General features: G+C 68.5%; 15 protein-coding genes. 7 read left to right on the forward strand and 8 right to left on the reverse strand.

What is annotated here, in order from left to right:
- Positions 1 to 40: 40 nt before the first annotated feature.
- A complete protein-coding gene (locus tag ASC91_RS10910; protein WP_200955261.1) occupies positions 41 to 2,020 on the forward strand; it encodes an MFS transporter in 1,980 nt (659 codons plus the stop codon).
- Here the strand turns inward: ASC91_RS10910 and ASC91_RS10915 are convergent.
- Positions 2,017 to 3,339, reverse strand: a complete 1,323-nt coding sequence (locus tag ASC91_RS10915) for an amidohydrolase family protein (RefSeq protein WP_056196335.1) — start codon at positions 3,337 to 3,339, stop codon at positions 2,017 to 2,019. The two genes, ASC91_RS10910 and ASC91_RS10915, sit on opposite strands and share 4 nt — an antisense overlap.
- Position 3,340: 1 nt before the next feature.
- The gene (locus tag ASC91_RS10920; RefSeq protein WP_056196338.1) at positions 3,341 to 6,403 is read right to left on the reverse strand and encodes an amidohydrolase family protein; all 3,063 of its coding nucleotides are present in this window, start codon (positions 6,401 to 6,403) and stop codon (positions 3,341 to 3,343) included.
- A 125-nt stretch (positions 6,404 to 6,528) separates the two neighbouring features.
- Between ASC91_RS10920 and ASC91_RS10925 the strand changes: the two genes are divergently transcribed.
- The 5 genes from ASC91_RS10925 to ASC91_RS10945 all read left to right on the forward strand — a co-directional run bounded on the left by ASC91_RS10925 (position 6,529) and on the right by ASC91_RS10945 (position 10,463).
- The gene (locus ASC91_RS10925) at positions 6,529 to 7,470 is read left to right on the forward strand and encodes a GGDEF domain-containing protein (RefSeq protein WP_056196341.1); all 942 of its coding nucleotides are present in this window, start codon (positions 6,529 to 6,531) and stop codon (positions 7,468 to 7,470) included.
- Between the two features lie 116 nt (positions 7,471 to 7,586).
- Positions 7,587 to 7,859: a flagellar hook protein FlgE gene (locus ASC91_RS10930; protein ID WP_157281445.1), complete on the forward strand. Its 273-nt coding sequence runs from the start codon at positions 7,587 to 7,589 to the stop codon at positions 7,857 to 7,859.
- A 123-nt stretch (positions 7,860 to 7,982) separates the two neighbouring features.
- Positions 7,983 to 8,843 (forward strand): hypothetical protein, encoded by an 861-nt coding sequence (locus ASC91_RS10935; RefSeq protein ID WP_056196345.1) that lies wholly within the window; start codon positions 7,983 to 7,985, stop codon positions 8,841 to 8,843.
- Positions 8,844 to 8,896: 53 nt separating this feature from the next.
- Complete coding sequence (locus ASC91_RS10940) at positions 8,897 to 9,457, forward strand: sigma-70 family RNA polymerase sigma factor (RefSeq protein ID WP_056196348.1); 561 nt, start codon at positions 8,897 to 8,899, stop codon at positions 9,455 to 9,457.
- Positions 9,450 to 10,463 (forward strand): ankyrin repeat domain-containing protein, encoded by a 1,014-nt coding sequence (locus tag ASC91_RS10945; protein ID WP_056196351.1) that lies wholly within the window; start codon positions 9,450 to 9,452, stop codon positions 10,461 to 10,463. Before ASC91_RS10940 ends, ASC91_RS10945 begins: the two co-directional genes overlap by 8 nt.
- Before the next feature lie 69 nt (positions 10,464 to 10,532).
- On the opposite strand, the gene ASC91_RS10950 is transcribed toward ASC91_RS10945, so the two are convergent.
- The 5 genes from ASC91_RS10950 to ASC91_RS10970 form a co-directional block, all read right to left on the reverse strand.
- On the reverse strand, positions 10,533 to 13,142 hold the full coding sequence (locus tag ASC91_RS10950; protein WP_056196355.1) for a bifunctional aconitate hydratase 2/2-methylisocitrate dehydratase: 2,610 nt from the start codon (positions 13,140 to 13,142) through the stop codon (positions 10,533 to 10,535).
- 36 nt (positions 13,143 to 13,178) lie between these two features.
- Positions 13,179 to 13,601 carry a type II toxin-antitoxin system VapC family toxin gene (locus tag ASC91_RS10955; RefSeq protein WP_056196358.1) on the reverse strand — a complete coding sequence of 141 codons (423 nt, stop codon included), beginning with the start codon at positions 13,599 to 13,601 and terminating at the stop codon, positions 13,179 to 13,181.
- Positions 13,598 to 13,843: an AbrB/MazE/SpoVT family DNA-binding domain-containing protein gene (locus tag ASC91_RS10960; RefSeq protein WP_056196361.1), complete on the reverse strand. Its 246-nt coding sequence runs from the start codon at positions 13,841 to 13,843 to the stop codon at positions 13,598 to 13,600. Before ASC91_RS10960 ends, ASC91_RS10955 begins: the two co-directional genes overlap by 4 nt.
- 104 nt (positions 13,844 to 13,947) lie before the next feature.
- Complete coding sequence (locus ASC91_RS10965; protein WP_157281448.1) at positions 13,948 to 14,562, reverse strand: hypothetical protein; 615 nt, start codon at positions 14,560 to 14,562, stop codon at positions 13,948 to 13,950.
- A 127-nt stretch (positions 14,563 to 14,689) separates the two neighbouring features.
- Entirely contained in the window at positions 14,690 to 15,703 is a 1,014-nt protein-coding gene (locus tag ASC91_RS10970) for a CoA ester lyase (RefSeq protein ID WP_056196366.1), read from the reverse strand.
- Between the two features lie 150 nt (positions 15,704 to 15,853).
- Between ASC91_RS10970 and ASC91_RS10975 the strand changes: the two genes are divergently transcribed.
- Positions 15,854 to 17,419, forward strand: a complete 1,566-nt coding sequence (locus ASC91_RS10975) for a methyl-accepting chemotaxis protein (protein ID WP_056196367.1) — start codon at positions 15,854 to 15,856, stop codon at positions 17,417 to 17,419.
- 29 nt (positions 17,420 to 17,448) lie between these two features.
- On the opposite strand, the gene ASC91_RS10980 is transcribed toward ASC91_RS10975, so the two are convergent.
- Positions 17,449 to 18,723 carry an MgtC/SapB family protein gene (locus tag ASC91_RS10980; RefSeq protein ID WP_056196369.1) on the reverse strand — a complete coding sequence of 425 codons (1,275 nt, stop codon included), beginning with the start codon at positions 18,721 to 18,723 and terminating at the stop codon, positions 17,449 to 17,451.
- Positions 18,724 to 18,880: the final 157 nt, after the last annotated feature.

Consider the following 18,880-nt stretch of genomic DNA (forward strand, 5'->3'; position numbering starts at 1 on the left):
GGAGGCACCATGCGTGGACTTCCCGTGAGGAGAGTTCCCCATGACGGTTGCATCCACCTCCGAGCAGCAGACAGCCACGGCCGCATCCATTTCGGACGCCAGCCAGGGCCGCCCGCCGATGGACAAGATCGTCGTGGCCATCCACGGCATTGGCAGCCAGCTGCGCAGCGACACGATACGGTCGGTGGCGCGGCGCTTTGGCGACAGGGCTTCGCCGCCACTGCCGGTCATGCCGCTGGGTTACTTCAACCTTGGCTCGGCGGCGGCAGTGCGCATCAGCCGCCTGGACGCCAAGCCTGCAGACGCCTTGTCGCGCATCGGCTTCGCCGAGATCTACTGGGCCGACATTCCGGGGCAGGTCGTCAAGGCCAATGACACGCTGGAGGAGACCAAGGCCTGGGGACACACGGTGGTCAGCCGCGCCGAGTCGCAGTACCGCAGGGAGGTGCCCAACGGCAATCTGAAGGCCGAGGACTTCCAGCTCGGTACCGGCGTCGTCGACGAAATCGTCGAGACCGTGGGTGTGCTGGAGAGCCTGCTGGCGGTGCTCGCCCGCATGGGCATCTTCAAGTTCGAACTGGCGCCGCTGCTGCGTGACTACGTCGGCGACGTCCAGCTCGTCACCGACTTCCCCTACTACCGCGACAAGATCCTGCACCGCTTCCACAGCGCGCTCGCGCAGGTCGTGGCGACATTCCAGGAGGCCTGCCCGGGGGGCCATCCGGAGATCTACATCGTGGCGCACAGCGAGGGCACGGTCATCAGCTTCCTCGGCCTGCTCGAAGCGCTGTCGGGCCGCCCCATCGTCGACCCGGACAACCGATCCAGTGCGCCGGTTGACGACGGCTGGATCCGTTATGTGCGCGGCTATATGACGATAGGCTCGCCGATCGACAAGCACATCGTGCTGTGGCCGGCGCTCTGGCAGGGCCTCAAGCTGAAATCCAGCTGCTCCGGCCAGCAGGTGCTCTTTGGCGACAGCGAGGCGCCGCGGCTGACGCTGGCCCAGCAGATCAAGTGGCGCAACTACTACGACTTCGGGGACCCCATCGGGTTCAAGCTCGATTCCGCCATGGGCTTCCTGAAGGACAGCGGCTGCGAGGCCTTCGAGTTCGGCAGCAAGCATGACCATGGCTTCAGCCGCTACTGGTTGCCCGGCAAGGCACACAACGACTACTGGAACGACGCTGAGGTGTTCGGCCATTTCATCGACGACGTGGTGCTGCCGGACCCGACAGTCCAGCCGAAAGTTCCGGCCAGCAACGGGCTTGTCGACCGGGTGAGCCTGGCCATCCCCTATGTGGCGAGCCTGCTCTTGCACGTGGCCGCGGTCTTCCTGCTCTACAAGGGCGTCACGCCGACGGGCGCGACCTTCGATCGGCTGCCGCTGCAGATCCTGTTGATGAGCGGCCTGATGATGGGCATCACCGCCGCCGCCCGGCTGCCGCGGCTGGTGCATACCGGTGGCCTGCGCTGGCATCTCGCGGCCACGCTCGTCTTCCTGATTGGCGCCTGGCCGTTTTACCTGTGGCTGCCGGACGGGCCGGCTGACTTCCTCGGCAGTCCGTTCACGAGCAGCGCCGCTCCCGCCCACGTGGCGGAACTCGCCGGCCGGCTCGCTCCGATCGCCGCTGCCGCGCTGATTGCCCTCAGCGGCTGGCTGCTGCCGCGCAAGCCCAACTGGGGGCGACGCTGCCTGGTCGGCGTCGGCACCCTCGTCATCGCCTTCATCGTGCTGTCGCGGCTGCTGGGCGCCGACGGCCCGACGGCGCCACCGCCACCCGCCGCCTGGCCCGTGCTGCTCGCCGGCGCTGCCTTCCTCTATCTGTGGTGGCTGGCCATCCTGATCTTCGACCTCAGCTTCATCTGGCATCGCTACATCCGCCGCTCGGTGGCGGTCGACACCATGCGGCAGTGGAAGCGCGGCCACGACGCGCGGCCAAATGCGCAGATGGGCCTGGGCGCGCCGGCCGCGCCCACTTCGCCGGCAGCCACGCCGCCGGCCAAGACGGCCGGCTAGTTGCGCTTCAGATACTTGTCGCGCAGCGCCGTCTGCCGGTCGCTGAGCTCCACCTCGCGGCCCTGGATGAACACCCGCTCGATGCGCGTGCTGGGCTCGAGGGGGTCACCATCGGCCACGAAGAGGTTGGCCAGCTTGCCGACCTCGATGGAGCCCAGCCTGTCGGCAATGCCGAGGATCTGCGCGGGGTAAAGGGTCACGGCTTTCAGCGCCTCGTCGTCGGACAGGCCGAAGGCGCGGGCGCTCGCGGCCTCGAAGGGCAGGTTGCGCGCATTGGTCGAGTCGCGGCCGCCATCGGCGATGCAGTAGCGCACGCCGGCCGCGGCGAGTTGGGCGGGCAGGGCGAAAAGGGCGTCTGGCGGGTCGTCGCGGCGCATCGGCAGGCGCAGCAGGCCGTCGATGATGACGGGCACCTGACGTTCGCGCAGCGTGTCGGCCAGGCGCCAGGCATCGGCGCCGCCGCTGATGATGAGCTTGAGGCCATGGCGGGCCGCGAAGTCCAGCGCAAAGCGGATCTGCGCAAGGTCATCGGCATGCATGACGACGGGTCGGGCCGGCGCCGCACCGGCTGTAGCGGGCAGCACGGGGCGCATCGCTTCCCAGCGCGTGTCGATGGGCGTGCTCGGGTCGGCAGCGCGCGCCAGCGCATAGGCCCGGGCCGATTCGAAGGCGTCGTCGAGCAGCTTGAGCCTGGCCTCGGTCGAGCGGCGCATCTCGGCCAGGCGGGCTTCGGGCTGGTTGGGGAAGAGGGCGCTGTTCAGGCGCAGCCGCGGCACGGCGATGTGCAGGCCGACCTCGGGCAGCAGGGCCATGTCCTGCCAGTTCCAGCCCTCCAGCTGCAGCAGCGCCGACGTACCGGCGATGAGGCCGGTGCGGCCGGCCTCGGGCACGGACAGCGCGGCCAGCACGCCGCCGCCGCGCGTGATGGGCAGCAGCTCGCTGTCGGCATTGAAGGCGACCAGGGCGCGGGCATTCGGGTTCAGCGGCCCGGTCTCGACGCTGTCCATCGAGGCGTTGACCGAGCGGATCTCCGCCAGGCCCAGGCTGGTGTTGGCCGCCACCATGCCGGGGTAGAGATGCCGGCCGCCCAGATCGACGGTCTTGGCGCCAGCGGGCGCGGCCAGCTCGGTGCCACCGATCGCGCGGATCTTGCCGGCCTCGATGAGCAGGCTGCCGTTGGCGATGACCGGGCCGCTGACCGGGTGGATGACGGCATTGCGCAGCAGCAGCGGTTCGCGCTGTGGCGGGGGTGGCGTGTTGGGCGTGGCTTGGGCGGTGAAGGCGGCAGCCAGCAGGGCCGTGATGAGTGCGAGCTTCATGTCAGTACGCGTCCACGGTGCATTCATGCCAGGCGTCACCGCCGAAATAGCTTTGGCGATCACGGTTTGCCTCGTGCAGCCAGCGTTGCAGTTCGAGCTGGTCCAGCGCTGCGGCCAGCGGTGTGGCCGGCCGCCCCTCGGGCGGCGCGGCGGCTTTGGCGCGCTCGGGTATCGCTAGCGCCACGAGGCGGGCGCGCTCGGCGCTATCACGCTCGCGCAGCTGCGTGTCCTCGCCGCGGTCGAAGTAGCGCCGCCCGTCGATCCAGGTCTGCTCGGCGCGTGCCGCGCTCGACAGCGGGCTTGCGCTCCAGATGACGAAGTCGGCGTCCTTGCCCACTTCCAGCGAGCCGACGCGCCTGTCGATGCGCAACTGCTTGGCCGAGTTGATGGTCACGAACTTCAGCGCCTCGGCCTCGCTCATCCCCCAGGCCTTGCCGCCATAGCGCAGCGCCTTGGCCGCCTCGGTGTTGAGGCGGCGCGCCAGCTCGTCGCTGTCGGAGTTGAAGCTGGTCAGCACACCCGCCTTCTGCGTCATCGCGCCGCTGTAGGGAATGGCGTCCTGCACCTCGACCTTGTAGCCCCACCAGTCCGAGAAGCCGGAGGCGCCGGCGCCCAGCGCCGCGATCTCGGGCGCGACCTTGTAGGCCTCCAGCACATGCTGGAAGGTGGCGACCTCCAGGCCGAAGTCCTTGGCCAGGGCCACGAACATCAGGATCTCGTCGGCGCGGTAGCTGTGGATGTGGATGACGCGCTTGCGTTCCAGCAACTCGACCAGCGTGTCCATCTGCAGGTCGCGGCGCGTGTTCGGGTCGGCCTTGCGCCGCTCGCGGTAGGCCTGCGCAGCCAGGAAGGCATCGCGCATGACCTGCTCGACACCCATGCGCGTCGTCGGATAGCGCGGGTCGCCGTCGTTGGGGGGAAAGTTGGCGCGCTTGACGTTCTCGCCGAGCGCGAACTTGATGCCGGGGCGCGCGCCTTCGAACTTCAGGCCTTCCGCGTCCAGCCCCCAGCGCAGCTTGATGACCTGATTCTGGCCGCCGATGGCATTGGCCGAGCCGTGCAGCAAGTTGGCGCTGGTCACGCCGCCGGCAAGCTGACGGTAGAGGCTGATGTCGGTGGCGTCGACCACATCGCCAACGCGCACCTCAGCCGTCACCGAATGCGCGAACTCGTTGGTGCCGCGGTTGATGGCCGTGTGCGAGTGGGCATCGATGAGGCCGGGCGTCAGGTGCTTGCCTGCAGCGTCGATGACGACGGCGCCAGCAGGCGCTGCCAGACCCTTGCCGATGGCGGCGATGCGGCCGTCGCGCACCAGCAGATCGGTGGCTTCGAGATTGCCGGCAGCGGCACTGGTCCAGACCGTGGCGTTGCGCACCAGCACGACGGCCGGGCGCTCGGGTGGCGCCGTACGGCCGAAGACGCCCGCCGGGAACGTGGCGGGCGACAGGGGTGGTGGGGCGACAACCTGGGCCACAGGCGGCTGGTAGGGCACGATGCGCGTGGCCGTCCAGGGCTGGGTGCGGCCATCGGCCAGCGTCATCGCGCCGGCCATTGACGGGCCACGGCCCTCCAGGCGCAGGCTTTCCTTCGCGCCGACCTCGCAGGGCCAGCGCAACAGCAGTTCGCGGCCGCGTTGCTGCAGCTCGCAGGTCTTGCCATCGACCTGCAGCGTGGGTTTGGCCCGCGTGCCGGCGATCTGCCAGGTTTGCTCGGCTCCACCAGCGGCCTTCACCGTCCAGCGGCCGCGCGCGTCGAAGCGCTCCCAGGCTTCGGTCGGCAGCGGCTGGCCGTCGACGAAGGCGATCTCGACCTCGGCCTGCTCGTTGATGAAAAGATCACCGCTGGCGACGATGACGTGGGCCAGCTGGCCCGGTGCGAGGCGCCCCAGCCGCGGTTGGCTCAGCAGCTTGGCCGGCGTGGTCGTCAGTGCTGCCAGGGCGGCTTCGGGCGTGAGACCGTGCTGCACGGCCTGGCGCAGCCGTGGCCAGAATTCCTTCCTGACGTCCTTCAGCCCTTGCGTCGAGATCGCGAACTCGACGCCCGCCGCCTGCAGGGCGGCAGCGTTGCCGGGCGCACGCTCCCAGTGCTGCAACTGGTGCAGGGGCACGTCCAGCGCGCTCTCGGGCTGCTCGACTTCGGGTGCCGCGGGAAAGGCCAGCGGCAGCAAGAGGGGCAGGCCCAGGGCCTTGAGCTGGGCCGCCTTGCGGTATTCATGGCCGGTGCCTTGGGCGATCAGCTTGAGCCCGAACTCGTCGCGCAGCCTGGCGACGCGCAGCAGGTCTTCTTCGTCCAGCACCTCATGGACGATGGGCTGCTTGCCGCTCAGGGCCGGGGCGAGGGCGCCGAGGCTGGCGTTGAATTCGCGCCGCTCGCCGGCGGGCGCCGGCCCGGCAGCCCAGCGGGCGTTCAGCAGCGTCTGGCGTTCCAGCGCGATGCTGCCCATCAGCGAGGTCGGGTAGCTCAAGTTGCCCGGGCGGGCGCCGCTCTCGAAGTCGAAGGTTGTGTACTCATGGGCCAGGTGCTGGGCCACCTCGGCCGCCAGCACGAGGCTGCGTGCATCCGTGCCGTCGCGCAGGCTGATCAGCGCGCTCTGGCCGCGGAAGACGGCGCCCACGGGCGGCAGGGACAGGGCCGTCGTGAAGCCCTGCTCGCGCGCAGCTCGCACGTCCTCGGGCTTGATCTCCAGCGCCGTGGCCTGGTGGAATTCGCTGCGCACCCAGCGCTGTCCCGGCGTCAGGCCCTTGGCCTTGGAAGCTTCGATGCGCCCCTGGCCGACGCTGCTGGCAGCGTCGATGAAGCCGGCATAGACGGTGCGGCCCTGCAGCGCCCAGACCCGGGCGCCGGCCGGCGGCTTCACGTTGGCACCGACGGCGACGATGACGCCGTCCTTCATGACCAGGGTGCCGTTCTCGACGATCTGGCCCGGCGCCAGCACCAGCCGCGCGCCCGTCAAGGCGTGCCAGCGTGGCGTTGCATCGCGCAGACCCTGAGGGATTTCACTGGGCTGCTGGGCCTGGGTCAGGCCGGTCAGCAGGGCGAGCAGGGAGACCGGAAGCAAGCGCATCGTCTCGTCTTGTGATGGCGCCGTGGTACGGCAAGGACGCGGACTCTAACGCCGTGATCTGCGTCATGGCCGAAAGCCTTCAGTCCTGCGATAGTCGGGCCTAGAAGATCGACTCGGAGACCCCCATGAGCAGCGCTACTTCCGGCACGCCCGCTTCCGCCGAGGACCCCATCGCCGCCCGCCTGCGAGCCTTGCTGGTACGCGCGCCAACGGCCGTCGCCTTCGTTTCCGGCCAGCGCTTCGAAGTCGTCAGCGAGGAGTTCAACCACCTGTTCGGTTTCAACGACGACGGTGAACTGGCCGGACAGCCTACGCGCCTCGTCCACACCACCGACATGGCCCACACAGCGCTGCAGGAACGCGCCGCCGCCGCCTTCGCCGCGGGTCGACCGCTGGACGAGGAGATCGAATACGTCAAGCGCGACGGTCACCGGTTCTGGGGCCGCCTGCAGGCCACGCCGGTGCACTGGGAAGCGCCCGCTGGCGAGTCGCTGTGGATCGTCGAAGACGTCAGCGCCGCCCGCGCGCTGCGCCTGCAGCCCACCTGGACGGCCAAGCACGACGCCGTCACCGAGCTGGCCAACCGTCGCGAGTTCGAGCGCCGCCTGGGCGAGCATGTCGGCAGCCGGCGCAACGAGCCGGTGTCGGTGCTGTGGGTTGACGTGGACCGTTTCGGCGAGGTCATCAAGGACATGGGCGCCGAGGTGGGTGACCATTTCCTCTACGGCCTGGGGCAGATGCTGATCAGCAAGGTGCGGGCTTCCGACCTGGTCGCGCGCCTGGAGGAAGATCATTTCGCCATCCTGCTGCCCGACTGCGACCAGCATTACGCCCAGATCATCGCGGAGAAGGTGCGCTCGTCCATCGCCAGCTACCGCCTGCGCTGGGGCCTGCACCGCACCCGCGTGAAAGCCTCGCTGGGCGTCGTGCAGATCCAGCCGACGCTGGTAACGGTGGACGCCGTGCTCGGCGGCGCGGCGCTGGCCTGCACGGAGGCCAAGGCAGCCGGGGGCGACAGCGTGCGGGTCTTCGTTTCGGCTGGCGGCTACGAAGAGCTTGCGGGCTGATTTCACGTTTGACGCCAGGGCGAACCCCGGAAATGCGGGGTTTTTCGCCAAATGTTCTAAAGTTCACCTACAACGCGGTCGATGTAGCGGCCAGCGCGCCTGAGAACTGAATCCCGATGAACGTCCCCTTGTCCACCGCCATGTCCGGCATCTCGTCAGCGAACGAGCGGCTGCGCGCGTCGGCGGCCAATATCGCCAATCTGGCGAGCAGCAACCAGGCTCGTCCGAGCGTGGAGCCGACGAACGTCGACAAGGTGCCCGAGCGCGAGATCAACCCGGCCAACGAGATCGTCGAACAGCAGTCCGCGGCCTACTCTTTCGTCGCCAACCTGAAGGTGCTGCAGACGCAGATCAACACCACTGGTGCACTGCTGGACATCAAGGCCTGAGCGGCCTTCCTCCTGCGACAGAAGCGGCCTCGGGCCGCTTTTTCTTTGGCCGGCCGGCTTTTTCACCCCGTTTACCGAGCGGCTCCGTACAAGCAAAGGTCCCATCCCTGCGAAGGATCCGCCATGAGTTCCCTGCTTCCGCTGCGCCGCCGCACCGCCTTGCTCCAGTTAGCCGCTTTGACGGGTCTGGCCGGGCTGCACGCCAGTTGTGCCGCCGTCGTGTCGCCGCCCCTGCTCGACATGCAGCTGATCGACCGCGACAGCGGCGCCTCGCTGGCCCAGTACGCCAGCCGTGGTCGCCGCTTCAGCCCGGGCACGCCCGGCTCGCGCTACGCCATCCGGCTCAGCAACCGCAGCGCCGAGCGGGTGCTGGTGGTGCTGTCGGTGGATGGCGTCAACGCCATCACCGGCGACACCGCGGGTTTCAGCCAGTCGGGCTATGTGCTGAGCCCGGGCGAGAGCCATGACATCACGGGCTGGCGCAAGAGCGATGAGCACATCGCGGCCTTCGAGTTCACCTCGCTGGGCGATTCCTATGCGGCGCGCACCGGGCGGCCGGCCAATGTCGGCGTGATCGGCGCGGCGGTGTTCCGCGAGGTCTACGTGCCGCCGCCGGTCTACGACGCGCCGCTCGTGTCGCCTGCTGCGCCAGTGGCGCCCAGCCCATTGAGCCGACTCAACAGTGGGACAGCGGACGCTGCAGCCCAGGCAGCTCCAGTGCGCGAAAGCGCGGGGCGGGTTGAGGAGGAGCGCTCGGTGCGGGCCAAGCTCGGCACGGGCCATGGCGCCTCCGAATGGTCTCCCATTGCCCACACCGCCTTCCAGCGCCGCAGCAGCCAGCCCGAGCAGTTGCTGGAGATCCACTACGACAGCCAGGCCAATCTGATGGCGGCGGGCATCATGCCCCGACCCATGGCGCAGTTGCCGCGGTCCTTCCCCAACAGCAGCGGCGGCTATGTGCCCGATCCGCCGCCGCGCTGGTGAGGCCTCGCCCGATGCCGCAAACCCACCTCTGGCCGGCGTAGCATCCGCGCCGCATGCCTGCGAGTGAACCCGCTGATGAAGAGCTCATCGCCAGCTATCTGCGCGGCGACATGGGGGCGTTCGACCGGCTCTACCGCCGCCATGACCGCAAGACCTTTGCCTTCGTTCGCCAGATGCTGCACCCCACGGACCGCGCCACGGTGGAGGACCTGCACCAGGAAGGCTGGCTGGCCGTTGCAGCCAAGGCCGCCAGCTTCGCGCCCGCAAAAGCCAGGTTTTCGACCTGGCTCTACACCGTGCTGCGCAACCGCGTGCTGGACCATGTTCGGGCGCGTCCGCCGCAGGGAGACGAGGCCGACCCGGATCAACTGGCCTCGGCCGCCGCCGGGCCGGAGCAGCTGCTGGTGTCCAAGCGCCTGGTCGAGGCCGTTGAAGGCGCCTTGCTGCGCCTGTCCGTCGAGCAGCGGGAGGCATTCTTGCTCTTCACCGTGGTCGAGCTCAGCCTCGCCGAGATTGCCGACGTGACCCAGGCCCATCCCGAAACCGCCAAGACCCGGCTGCGCTATGCGCGCGAGGCGCTGCGGCATCGTTTGAGCGAGTGGCGCGATGGCTGAGTTCGACCCCATTCCACCGAACGACGCGGCCGAGGCTGCGTATGCCCAAGCCTTGCTGGGTGACGACGCGGGCCGCGAGCAGCGCCGCGCGCGACTGATGGCGGCACTACCTCGACCCGAAGCGCCTGCTGCCGTGCCCGTCGCCGAGAACGCCTTGGCCTGGCGCTGGCAACCCTATGCGCTGGGCCTGCTCATGATGGGGCTGCTGGTGGCGGCAGCACTGGTCTTGAAAGGACGAAACACCGAGCCGCGACCGGAAGCCGATCCGCGGCTGGCCGCGGCCGCGCCCGCATCGACGGCGGCCGTGGTGGTGGCCCAAGCCAGCCCGGCCGTCGAGCCCCAGCCCGCGCCTGCCGCTGAAGCGCCCCGCACAATGGCCAAGGCCAGCCTTGCCAAGCCGCGTGCCGAACGGTCTGCTCCTGCCATGATGGCGGATGCGACGCCGCCGCGGTTGCAAAGGCAGGCGGAGGTGAGTGCGGGCACGGCCCAACCGGAGCCACCTGTGATGCAGTCGCCACCGGCCGAGCCGGTGATGGCTGCCGCGCCACCACCCGCTGCACCGGCGGTAGCTGCCGCGCCGTTGCCGCCCCGAGCTGTGGCCGATGCGTCCAGCCAGGCCGAGATGCTGGCGCGGTCGGAAGCAGTTTCAAGCGGGGTCGCGGCCAGGTTTCGAGCGGCGCCGCAGATGGCCCAAAGCCTGGCCGCCTCCGACGTCGCCGAATCGGCGAAAGCCACCATGCCGGCCAATGCCTTCCTGTTGGCGGCTGCCGATCACGCTGACCTGGCGACGGCACGCTCGGCGCTGAAGGCCGGCGCTTCGGTCCACCTGCGTGACAACCAGGGCCGCACGGTCCTCATGCTGGCCGCGCGCACCGGGTCGCGCGAGATGGTGAACCTGTTGCTCGCTGCCGGCGCCCGCAAGGCAGACCGCGATCCCCAAGGCTGGACGGCCGCAGACCATGCCGACGCTCAAGGGCATGGCGATCTGATGCACGTCCTGCGCTAGGTGCCCCACAGGGCGCAAAAAAGCCCGCCGGGCTTGCGCGCGGCGGGCTGGCTTTTGAAGCCTTCAGGCTCAGGCCGCCACGGCCTTGGCCGTGTCCGCGTACTCCTCGATCTGGTCGAAGTTCAGGTACTTGTAGATCGAGGCGCCGTCCTTGTTCACGACGCCCATCGCCTCGTGGTACTCCTGCACCGAGGGGATGTGGCCCAGCTTCGAGGCGATCGCTGCCAGCTCGGCCGAAGCCAGGAACACGTTGGTGTTCTTGCCCAGGCGGTTGGGGAAGTTGCGGGTCGACGTGGATACGACGGTCGCGCCTTCGCGCACCTGGGCCTGGTTGCCCATGCACAGCGAACAGCCCGGCATCTCGGTGCGGGCGCCGGCCGTGCCGAAGGCGGCGTAGTGGCCTTCCTTGATCAGCTCGCTCTGGTCCATCTTGGTGGGTGGGGCCACCCACAGCTTGACCGGGATGTCGCGCTGGCCACCCAGCAGCTTGGCCGCGGCGCGGAAGTGGCCGATGTTGGTCATGCACGAGCCGATGAAGGCCTCGTCGATCTTGGTGCCGGCGACTTCGGACAGGAACTTGGCGTCGTCCGGGTCGTTGGGGCAGCAGAGGATGGGCTCCTTGATGTCGGCCAGGTCGATCTCGATGACGTGGGCGTACTCGGCATCCTTGTCGGCTTCCAGCAGTTCGGGGTTGGCCAGCCAGGCTTCGACCTTCTCGATGCGGCGCTGCAGCGTCTTCGCGTCGGCATAGCCGTCGGCGATCATGTTCTTCATCAGCACGACGTTGCTGGTGAGGTACTCCTTGATCGGCGCCGGGTTCAGTTTGATCGTGCAGCCGGCGGCCGAGCGCTCGGCGGAGGCGTCGCTCAACTCGAAGGCTTGCTCGACCTTCAGGTCAGGCAGGCCTTCGATTTCCAGGATGCGGCCCGAGAAGGCGTTTTTCTTGCCGGCCTTGGCAACCGTCAGAAGGCCGGCCTTGATGCCGTACAGCGGGATGGCATGCACGAGGTCGCGCAGCGTCACGCCGGGCTGCATCTCGCCCTTGAAGCGCACCAGCACCGACTCGGGCATGTCCAGCGGCATGACGCCGGTGGCGGCGCCGAAGGCCACGAGGCCGGAGCCGGCGGGGAAGGAGATGCCGATCGGGAAACGGGTGTGCGAATCGCCGCCAGTGCCGACCGTGTCGGGCAGCAGCAGGCGGTTCAGCCAGCTGTGGATGACGCCGTCACCCGGGCGCAGCGACACGCCGCCGCGGTTGCTCATGAAGGCGGGCAGCTCGCGGTGGGTCTTGACGTCTACGGGCTTGGGGTAGGCCGCGGTGTGACAGAAGGACTGCATGACCAGGTCGGCTGAGAAGCCCAGACAGGCCAAGTCCTTCAGCTCGTCGCGGGTCATCGGGCCGGTGGTGTCCTGCGAACCCACGGTCGTCATCTTCGGTTCGCAGTAGGTGCCCGGGCGCACGCCTTGGCCCTCGGGCAGGCCCACGGCACGGCCGACCATCTTCTGCGCCAGCGTGAAGCCGGCCTTGGTCGCCACGGGCGGCGAGGGCAGGCGGAACAGCGTGGACGCGGGCAGGCCCAGGAACTCGCGCGCCTTGGCCGTCAGCGAGCGGCCGATGATGAGGTTGATGCGGCCGCCGGCGCGCACTTCGTCGAACAGCACGTCGCTCTTGAGCTTGAACTCGACCAGCGTCTCGCCGTTCTTCACCAGCTTGCCGTCATAGGGCAGCACGTCGATGACGTCGCCCATCTCGAGCTTGGACACGTCCACTTCGATGGGCAACGAGCCGGAGTCTTCCTGCGTGTTGAAGAAGATCGGCGCGATCTTGCCGCCCAGCGTGACGCCGCCGAAGCGCTTGTTCGGCACGAAGGGGATGTCCTGGCCGGTGGCCCAGATGACGCTGTTGGTGGCGGACTTGCGCGAGGAGCCGGTGCCGACGACGTCGCCCACGTAGGCGACCAAGTTGCCCTTCTTCTTCAGGTCCTCGATGAACTGCATCGGGCCGCGCTTGCCGTCTTCCTCGGGCTTGAAGGCCGCACCGCCAGCAGAACCAAAGTCCCCGCGGGTGTTCTTCAGCATCGCCAGGTAGTGCAGCGGGATGTCGGGGCGGCTCCAGGCATCGGGCGCCGGCGACAGGTCGTCGGTGTTGGTCTCGCCGGGCACCTTGAAGACGGTGACGGTGATCTTCTTCTCGACCTCGGGGCGGCTGGTGAACCACTCGGCATCGGCCCAGCTCTTCATCACCTCCTGCGCCTTGGCATTGCCGGCCTTGGCCTTGGTGGCCACGTCGTTGAAGAAGTCGAACATCAGCAGGGTCTTCTTCAGGCCTTCAGCGGCCACACCGGCGACTTCGGCGTCGTCCAGCAGCTCGATCAGCGGATGCACGTTGTAGCCGCCCACCATGGTGCCGAGCAGCTCGGTGGCCTTGGCCTTGGAGATCAGGCCGACCTTGATGTCGCCGTGCGCGACAGCGGCCAGGAAGCTGGCCTTGACCTTGGCGGCGTCGTCCACGCCCGGGGGCACGCGGTGGGTCAGCAGGTCCAGCAGGAAGGCGTCTTCACCGGCGGGCGGAGCCTTGATCAGCTCGATCAGCTCGGCGACCTGCTTGGCATCCAGGGCGAGGGGCGGGATGCCGAGGGCGGCACGTTCGGCGGCGTGTTGGCGGTAGGCGGACAGCATGGGGGAACTCCTGGCGGAACGGGGATGGAAAAGGAATCAGGCGGCTCCAGGCACGATGACCTTGAGACCCTTGAAGTAGTCGCGGAAGAAACCTTGATCGCGGCTGATCAGTGCCTGGCATTGCAGCAGGGCGTGGGCGCCGATCAGGAAGTCGGGAACGGTGCGCGGACCGGTGGGTGCCTGGCCGGAGGCCTTGCGGCGCTCCTTGTAGCGGCGCTGCATTTCGCCGGCACGAACGGCCGCGCGGGATTCGATGGGAGAGTAGACGATGCCGACGCCTTCCAGCGCATCCAGCAGCTCGGCGCCAAAGCCGAGGCCGGAGACGACTTCGCTGAGCACGACGTCGCAGGCGACGACCGGCCCGCGCGCCAGCGCCTGGCGAAGACAGTCTTCAGCGGATTCGGCGCCCACGTCACCGCCCAGCAGGTCGATGAGAACGGAGGAATCGATGGCGATCACGGCTCGACCGGATCGCCGGGGGCGCGGCCACGCAGCTCGCGCATGACGTCGTCGGTGGTGACGCCTTCAGGCAGTTTGAACCGCCCGCGCAGCTTGGCCAGCGCGTCGTCGACGTTCTTGCGCAGGATGATGCGCCCGCCATCGAGCTCGACCTTGAGCGTCGTGCCCTTGGTCAGACCGAGGGCATCTCGGACGGCTTTGGGCAGGGTGATCTGCCCGCGTTCGGCAACGGTGGCTTCCATGGCGCCTCCAGCGGCTGAGCGCCGCGGAGGCGGTGGCTCAGGTATGCATCGAAAAGTATGTATTCATTCTACATACCCAAGCCACGGGTTTCAACAGCAATGACTCACTTGGCCTTGGCCGGCTTGGCCGGTTTCGCAGCCACCGGGGGCGCTGCGGGTGTTTCGGCCGCAGTGGGCGTGATGCCCAGGCCGCTGCGTGCTGCCTCGGCGGCTTCGGCCTCGGGGTCGTTGATCTTGGCGGCCTTGGCGGCTTCGATCAGCTTGATCTGCTCGGGGTGGACGCAATCGTCGATGAGGCGCTGGCCGATCTTGGTGTCCAGCAGCATGGACTTGTTGGCGATCTGGATCATCAGCGTGCGGCCGGTCACGTCTTCCAGGCGCAGGGCGCCGGTTGACGACAGCACGGGCTTCATCGTGAAGACCTGCTTCTTCCAGGCTACGTTGATGTAGCCGGCCACCTTGGGATGCTTCTCGATCTGCACGGTCTCCTTGAACTCGCAGGCGTAGTCGCCCAGGTAGGCGCGCTCCGCAGCGGCAAGCTGGGCCTCATCGGCATCGACCAACACCGGCTCGGGCGGCGGCGGCGGTGCCTTCTTGGCGGGCGCGGGCTTGGCGGCGGCCTTGGTTTTTGCGACGGGCTTGGCCGGAGCGGTCTGGGCCAGGGCGGGCAAGGCGGCGCAGAGGATCAGGGCGGCGGCACTGGCACGGAGCGAAGTCATCGGCATCTGGAATCGGGGTGGGAAAGGAGGGTGGAAAAAGCTGGCGAATCATGGCTGCAATGCGGCCGCGCAGCGGTGAAAAGATGTAGGCATTGTCCGCGTGACGGACTGCACGCCGGTTCGTGCCTCACTCGGCGATTACCCCGATGGCTACGGGGAAAAACGCCGATCGCGCTGCGTCGGGCAAGGCGCGCCCGGTGCGCTCGGCGCGCTCCAGCACAGTCCAGAAGTAGCGGTAGCTGGCGCGGTCGTGCAGGCGGTCGTGGAAGGAGATGGGAGCCCATTGCGCGGCTCGTGCGGCAAGCAGCAGCTCGGCCGCTTCGGCCACTTCGTCGGCGGCCGGCGCGAACGCCTCGACGATGGGACGGATCTGGTCGGGATGGATGCTCCACATGCGCGTGTAGCCGAACTCGCGCGCGGCGCGCCGCGCGGCCGCCGCGAGCCGTTCGGCATCGCGGAACTCGGTGACCACGCAGTGCGAAGGCGTCTTGCCAAAGGCATGGGCCGCGGCGGCAATCTCGAGCTTGGCGCGCACGACCAGCGGATGCTCGAACTGGCCGGGCAGCTCCATCGCCGTCTTGGGGATGGCGCCGCCATGGGCCGAGACAAAGTCCATCAGCCCGAAGGACAGCGACTCGATGCGCGGATGGGCGGCGATGCGAAAGACCTCGCGCAGCGCGCCGTGCGTTTCGATCAGCACCTGCAGCGGTAGCCTGGGCTGGGCGTGGCGCTCGCAGGCGGCATCGATGGCGGCCACAGCGCGCTCGACGTCCTCGGCGCTCTCTGGTTTGGGGATCATCAGATAGGCCAGCCTGTCGCCGGCCTTGGCGATCAAGGTGTCGACGTCGGCTTCGAAGGCGGCGTGGCAGAAAGGGTGCACGCGGGCGCCGACGCGGCCGAAGCGGTTGGCCGGGCTCGTTGCCAGTTCGGCGATCAGCAGCGCATGCTCGGCCTCGCCGCCGACCGGGGCGCCGTCCTCGGCGTCCAGCGTGATGTCGAAGACGGGGCCGAGCTCGGCCTGCAGGGCCAGGCTCTTGCGCATGCGGGCCTCGACGCCGCAGTAGTGGTCGACGACGGGCAGCGCGGGCCGAACGGCTTCGTGGCCGAACAGGGCCTGGCGGGGGTGCAGGAGTGCGCTCATCGCGCCACTGTACCCAGGCCGGCGGCGGCGCCAGATGTGACGCCGGTCGCGAAATCGCGACGTTTGCGGGAACAAGAGGGTGCTTACGCACTGTCATATCTGACCCAGGCGTGACAGCATCTGCGCACAACGATCTCCGGAGACAAAGCCATGCTCAAGCTCGAGTCGCTCAGAGTTTCCCGCCGCTTGGCCCTGCAGACCTTCGGCGCTGTTCTTGGCGTGCTGCTGGTTGCGGCCATCCTGCTGTTCTCGGAGCGGGAATTGATCCTGAACGAGCGCCAGCAGGCGGTGCGCCAGGCGGTCGAGGCGGCGCATGGCGTCGTCTCGCATTTCCACGCCCAGGTTGCGACAGGCAAGCTGTCCGACGAGGACGCCAAGAAGTCGGCCCTCGCCGCCCTGCGGGGACTGCGCTACAGCGGCAACGAGTACTTCTGGGTCAACGACATGAGCCCGATCATGGTCATGCATCCCATGAAGCCGGAGCTGGAGGGCAAGACGCTGAACAACAGCAAGGACCCGACCGGCAAGCCGCTCTTCGTCGCGATGGTCGACATCGTCAAGGCCAGTGGCGCAGGCTTCCTGCCCTACATGTGGCCCAAGCCGGGCAGCGAGCAGCCGGTGCCCAAGGTGTCCTACGTCAAGGGCTTCACGCCCTGGAGCTGGATCATCGGCTCGGGCGTCTATGTGGACACGGTCGACGCGGCCATCTGGCAGCGCGTCTGGAAGGTGGGCCTGGGGGTGGGGGTGCTGGCCGGCGTGCTGCTGGTGCTGGGCCTGGCCATCACGCGCAGCATCACGCGCCAGTTGGGTGGCGAGCCCGCGCGCGTCAATGAGATCACGCGCCAACTGGCCGAAGGCGACCTCAGCGTTGACATCGACCTGCAGGGCAGCAGCCATGAGAGCGTCATGCAGGGCGTGAAAGCCATGCGCGACAGCATGGCAAGCATCGTGCAGCAGGTGCGTGACGGCTCGGAGTCGGTGGCCAATGCGAGCTCTGAGATCGCCTCTGGCAACCAGGACCTGAGCGCCCGGACGGAAAGCCAGGCCAGCGCGCTGCAGCAGACGGCGGCCTCCATGGACGAACTCGGCGCCACCGTGCGCAACAACGTCGACAACGCCCAGCAGGCCAACCAGCTGGCGCAGAACGCTTCGCACGTCGCTGCGGAAGGCGGCCAGGTCGTCAAGCAGGTCGTCGACACGATGAAGGGCATCAACGACAGCTCGCGCCGCATCGGCGACATCATCTCCGTCATCGACGGCATCGCCTTCCAGACCAACATCCTGGCGCTGAACGCCGCCGTGGAAGCGGCACGCGCCGGCGAGCAGGGCCGCGGCTTCGCAGTCGTCGCCGGCGAGGTGCGGCTGCTGGCCGGCCGCAGCGCGGAAGCCGCCCGGGAGATCAAGACGCTGATCTCGCAGAGCCTGGAGCGCGTCGACCGCGGCAACACGCTGGTCGATCAGGCGGGCGCGACGATGGACAGGGTGGTCAGCAGCATCCAGCGTGTGACCGACATCATGGGCGAGATCAGCTCGTCCAGTGCCGAGCAGAGTTCGGGCGTGAGCCAGGTTGGCGCGGCCGTCACGCAGATGGACCAAGCCACGCAGCAGAACGCCGCGATGGTGGAGCAAATGGCCGCCGCGGCCGACGGCCTCAAGGTGCAGGCCCAGCAGCTGGTGGAGACGGTGTCGACCTTCCGGCTGCCGGCCACGCGCTGACGCCGTGGTGGGCGTGGCCCAGTTTCGGTTCAGAGCCAAACCCAGGCCGAGGTGCCACACACCAGGCAGATCGCCACACTCGCGATGGCCATCTCCCGGCGCACCGTGCCGCGCGCGACAAGCAGCACCATCGCGATCTTCACCACCGTGTTGGCAAGCAGGGCCGCCAGCAGCGCCCACGCGGTCCCGGCCGTCGTCAGCGAGCCGTCCTTCTGGCCGCTGAGAGAAAGCACGATCGCGTCAACGTCTGCCGCGCCAGCGAGCGCCGAGATCGCAAGCAGGCCGCCGCTCGGGAATTGCTGCTGGGCCAGCTTCGTCACGACGAGGACGACGGCGAACAGGATGCCGAACCGGATCGCCGCGCCCAGGCTGAATGGGTTCTTCAGAGGTGTGGCTGCCTGGGCGGGGCTGGTTGCGGCGGCCGCTCCGGCGAGATAGTGCCGCAATGCCAGCGCGCCAGTGGCCAGGGTCATGGCCAACAGCGGGGGCCACAAGGCGCCCAGCAGCTGCCGATTGAGGATGGCGACGATCGTCGTCACGCGCAGGAACATGACGAACCAGGCACACAGGATGCCGGCGGCCGCCGCGCTGGCGTTGGCGGAGCTTTCGGCCTTCCGGCTGTCACGTGCGAAATTCAGCGTGGTGGCCGTCGAAGAGACCAGGCCTCCGGCAAGGCCGGTGATGGCAGCGCCTCGCGCCGGCCCCAGCCAGCGCATGCCGATGTAGCCGGCCAGGGAGAGTGCGGAGATCAGCACCACCAGCAGCCACAGCTGGTAGGGGTTCAGTGCGTGCCAGGGGTCCACCGTCTCATTCGGCACGAGGGGCAGCACGATGACCGACGCAATCAGCAGCTTGATGCCTGCAAGGATGTCATCGAGGCCGACCCGCTCCACCAGGGCGTGCAGGGGCTGCTTGAAGGCGAGGACTGCCGACAACGCCACGGCCAGGGCCACGGCCAGCGCCTGATTGCCGGTCGCCGCCATGCCGCCCAGAAGCACGACGAGCAAGGCGGCGATCTCGCTGGTCATGCTGGGAGGTGCATCCTTGCCATCCCGGCGCCACAGCGCGTGGCTGGCAATTGCCATTGCGCTCGCGCACACGAGCACTGCCACGAAGAGCCACTGAAGCTGCAACTGCTGCCCGAGCCAGGCCGACGCCGCGCCGGACAAGGCCAGCAGGGCATGGGTGCGGATGCCGCCGATCGTGTGGGAAGGCGCGGCCGGCCGCTTCTTCTCCCGTTCGATGCCGACCAGGATGCCGATGAGGAGGGCGACGAAGAAGCGGCCGGCGAGATCAGGCGTCATGCCCGCTGCCTTTGGCGCCGCCCGGCCGGCCTTGCGAGGCTGAATTCATTGGCATGCGTGTCCCTCGATTGGCGGCTGCCTCGCAGCCCTGACGACGAGTCAATCTATGCGGCCAGTGCAGCGCCGGCGTTGATCCCAGTCAATGCGCAACGTGCGG

This window comes from Pelomonas sp. Root1237 (assembly GCF_001425055.1).
GTDB lineage: Bacteria > Pseudomonadota > Gammaproteobacteria > Burkholderiales > Burkholderiaceae_C > Pelomonas.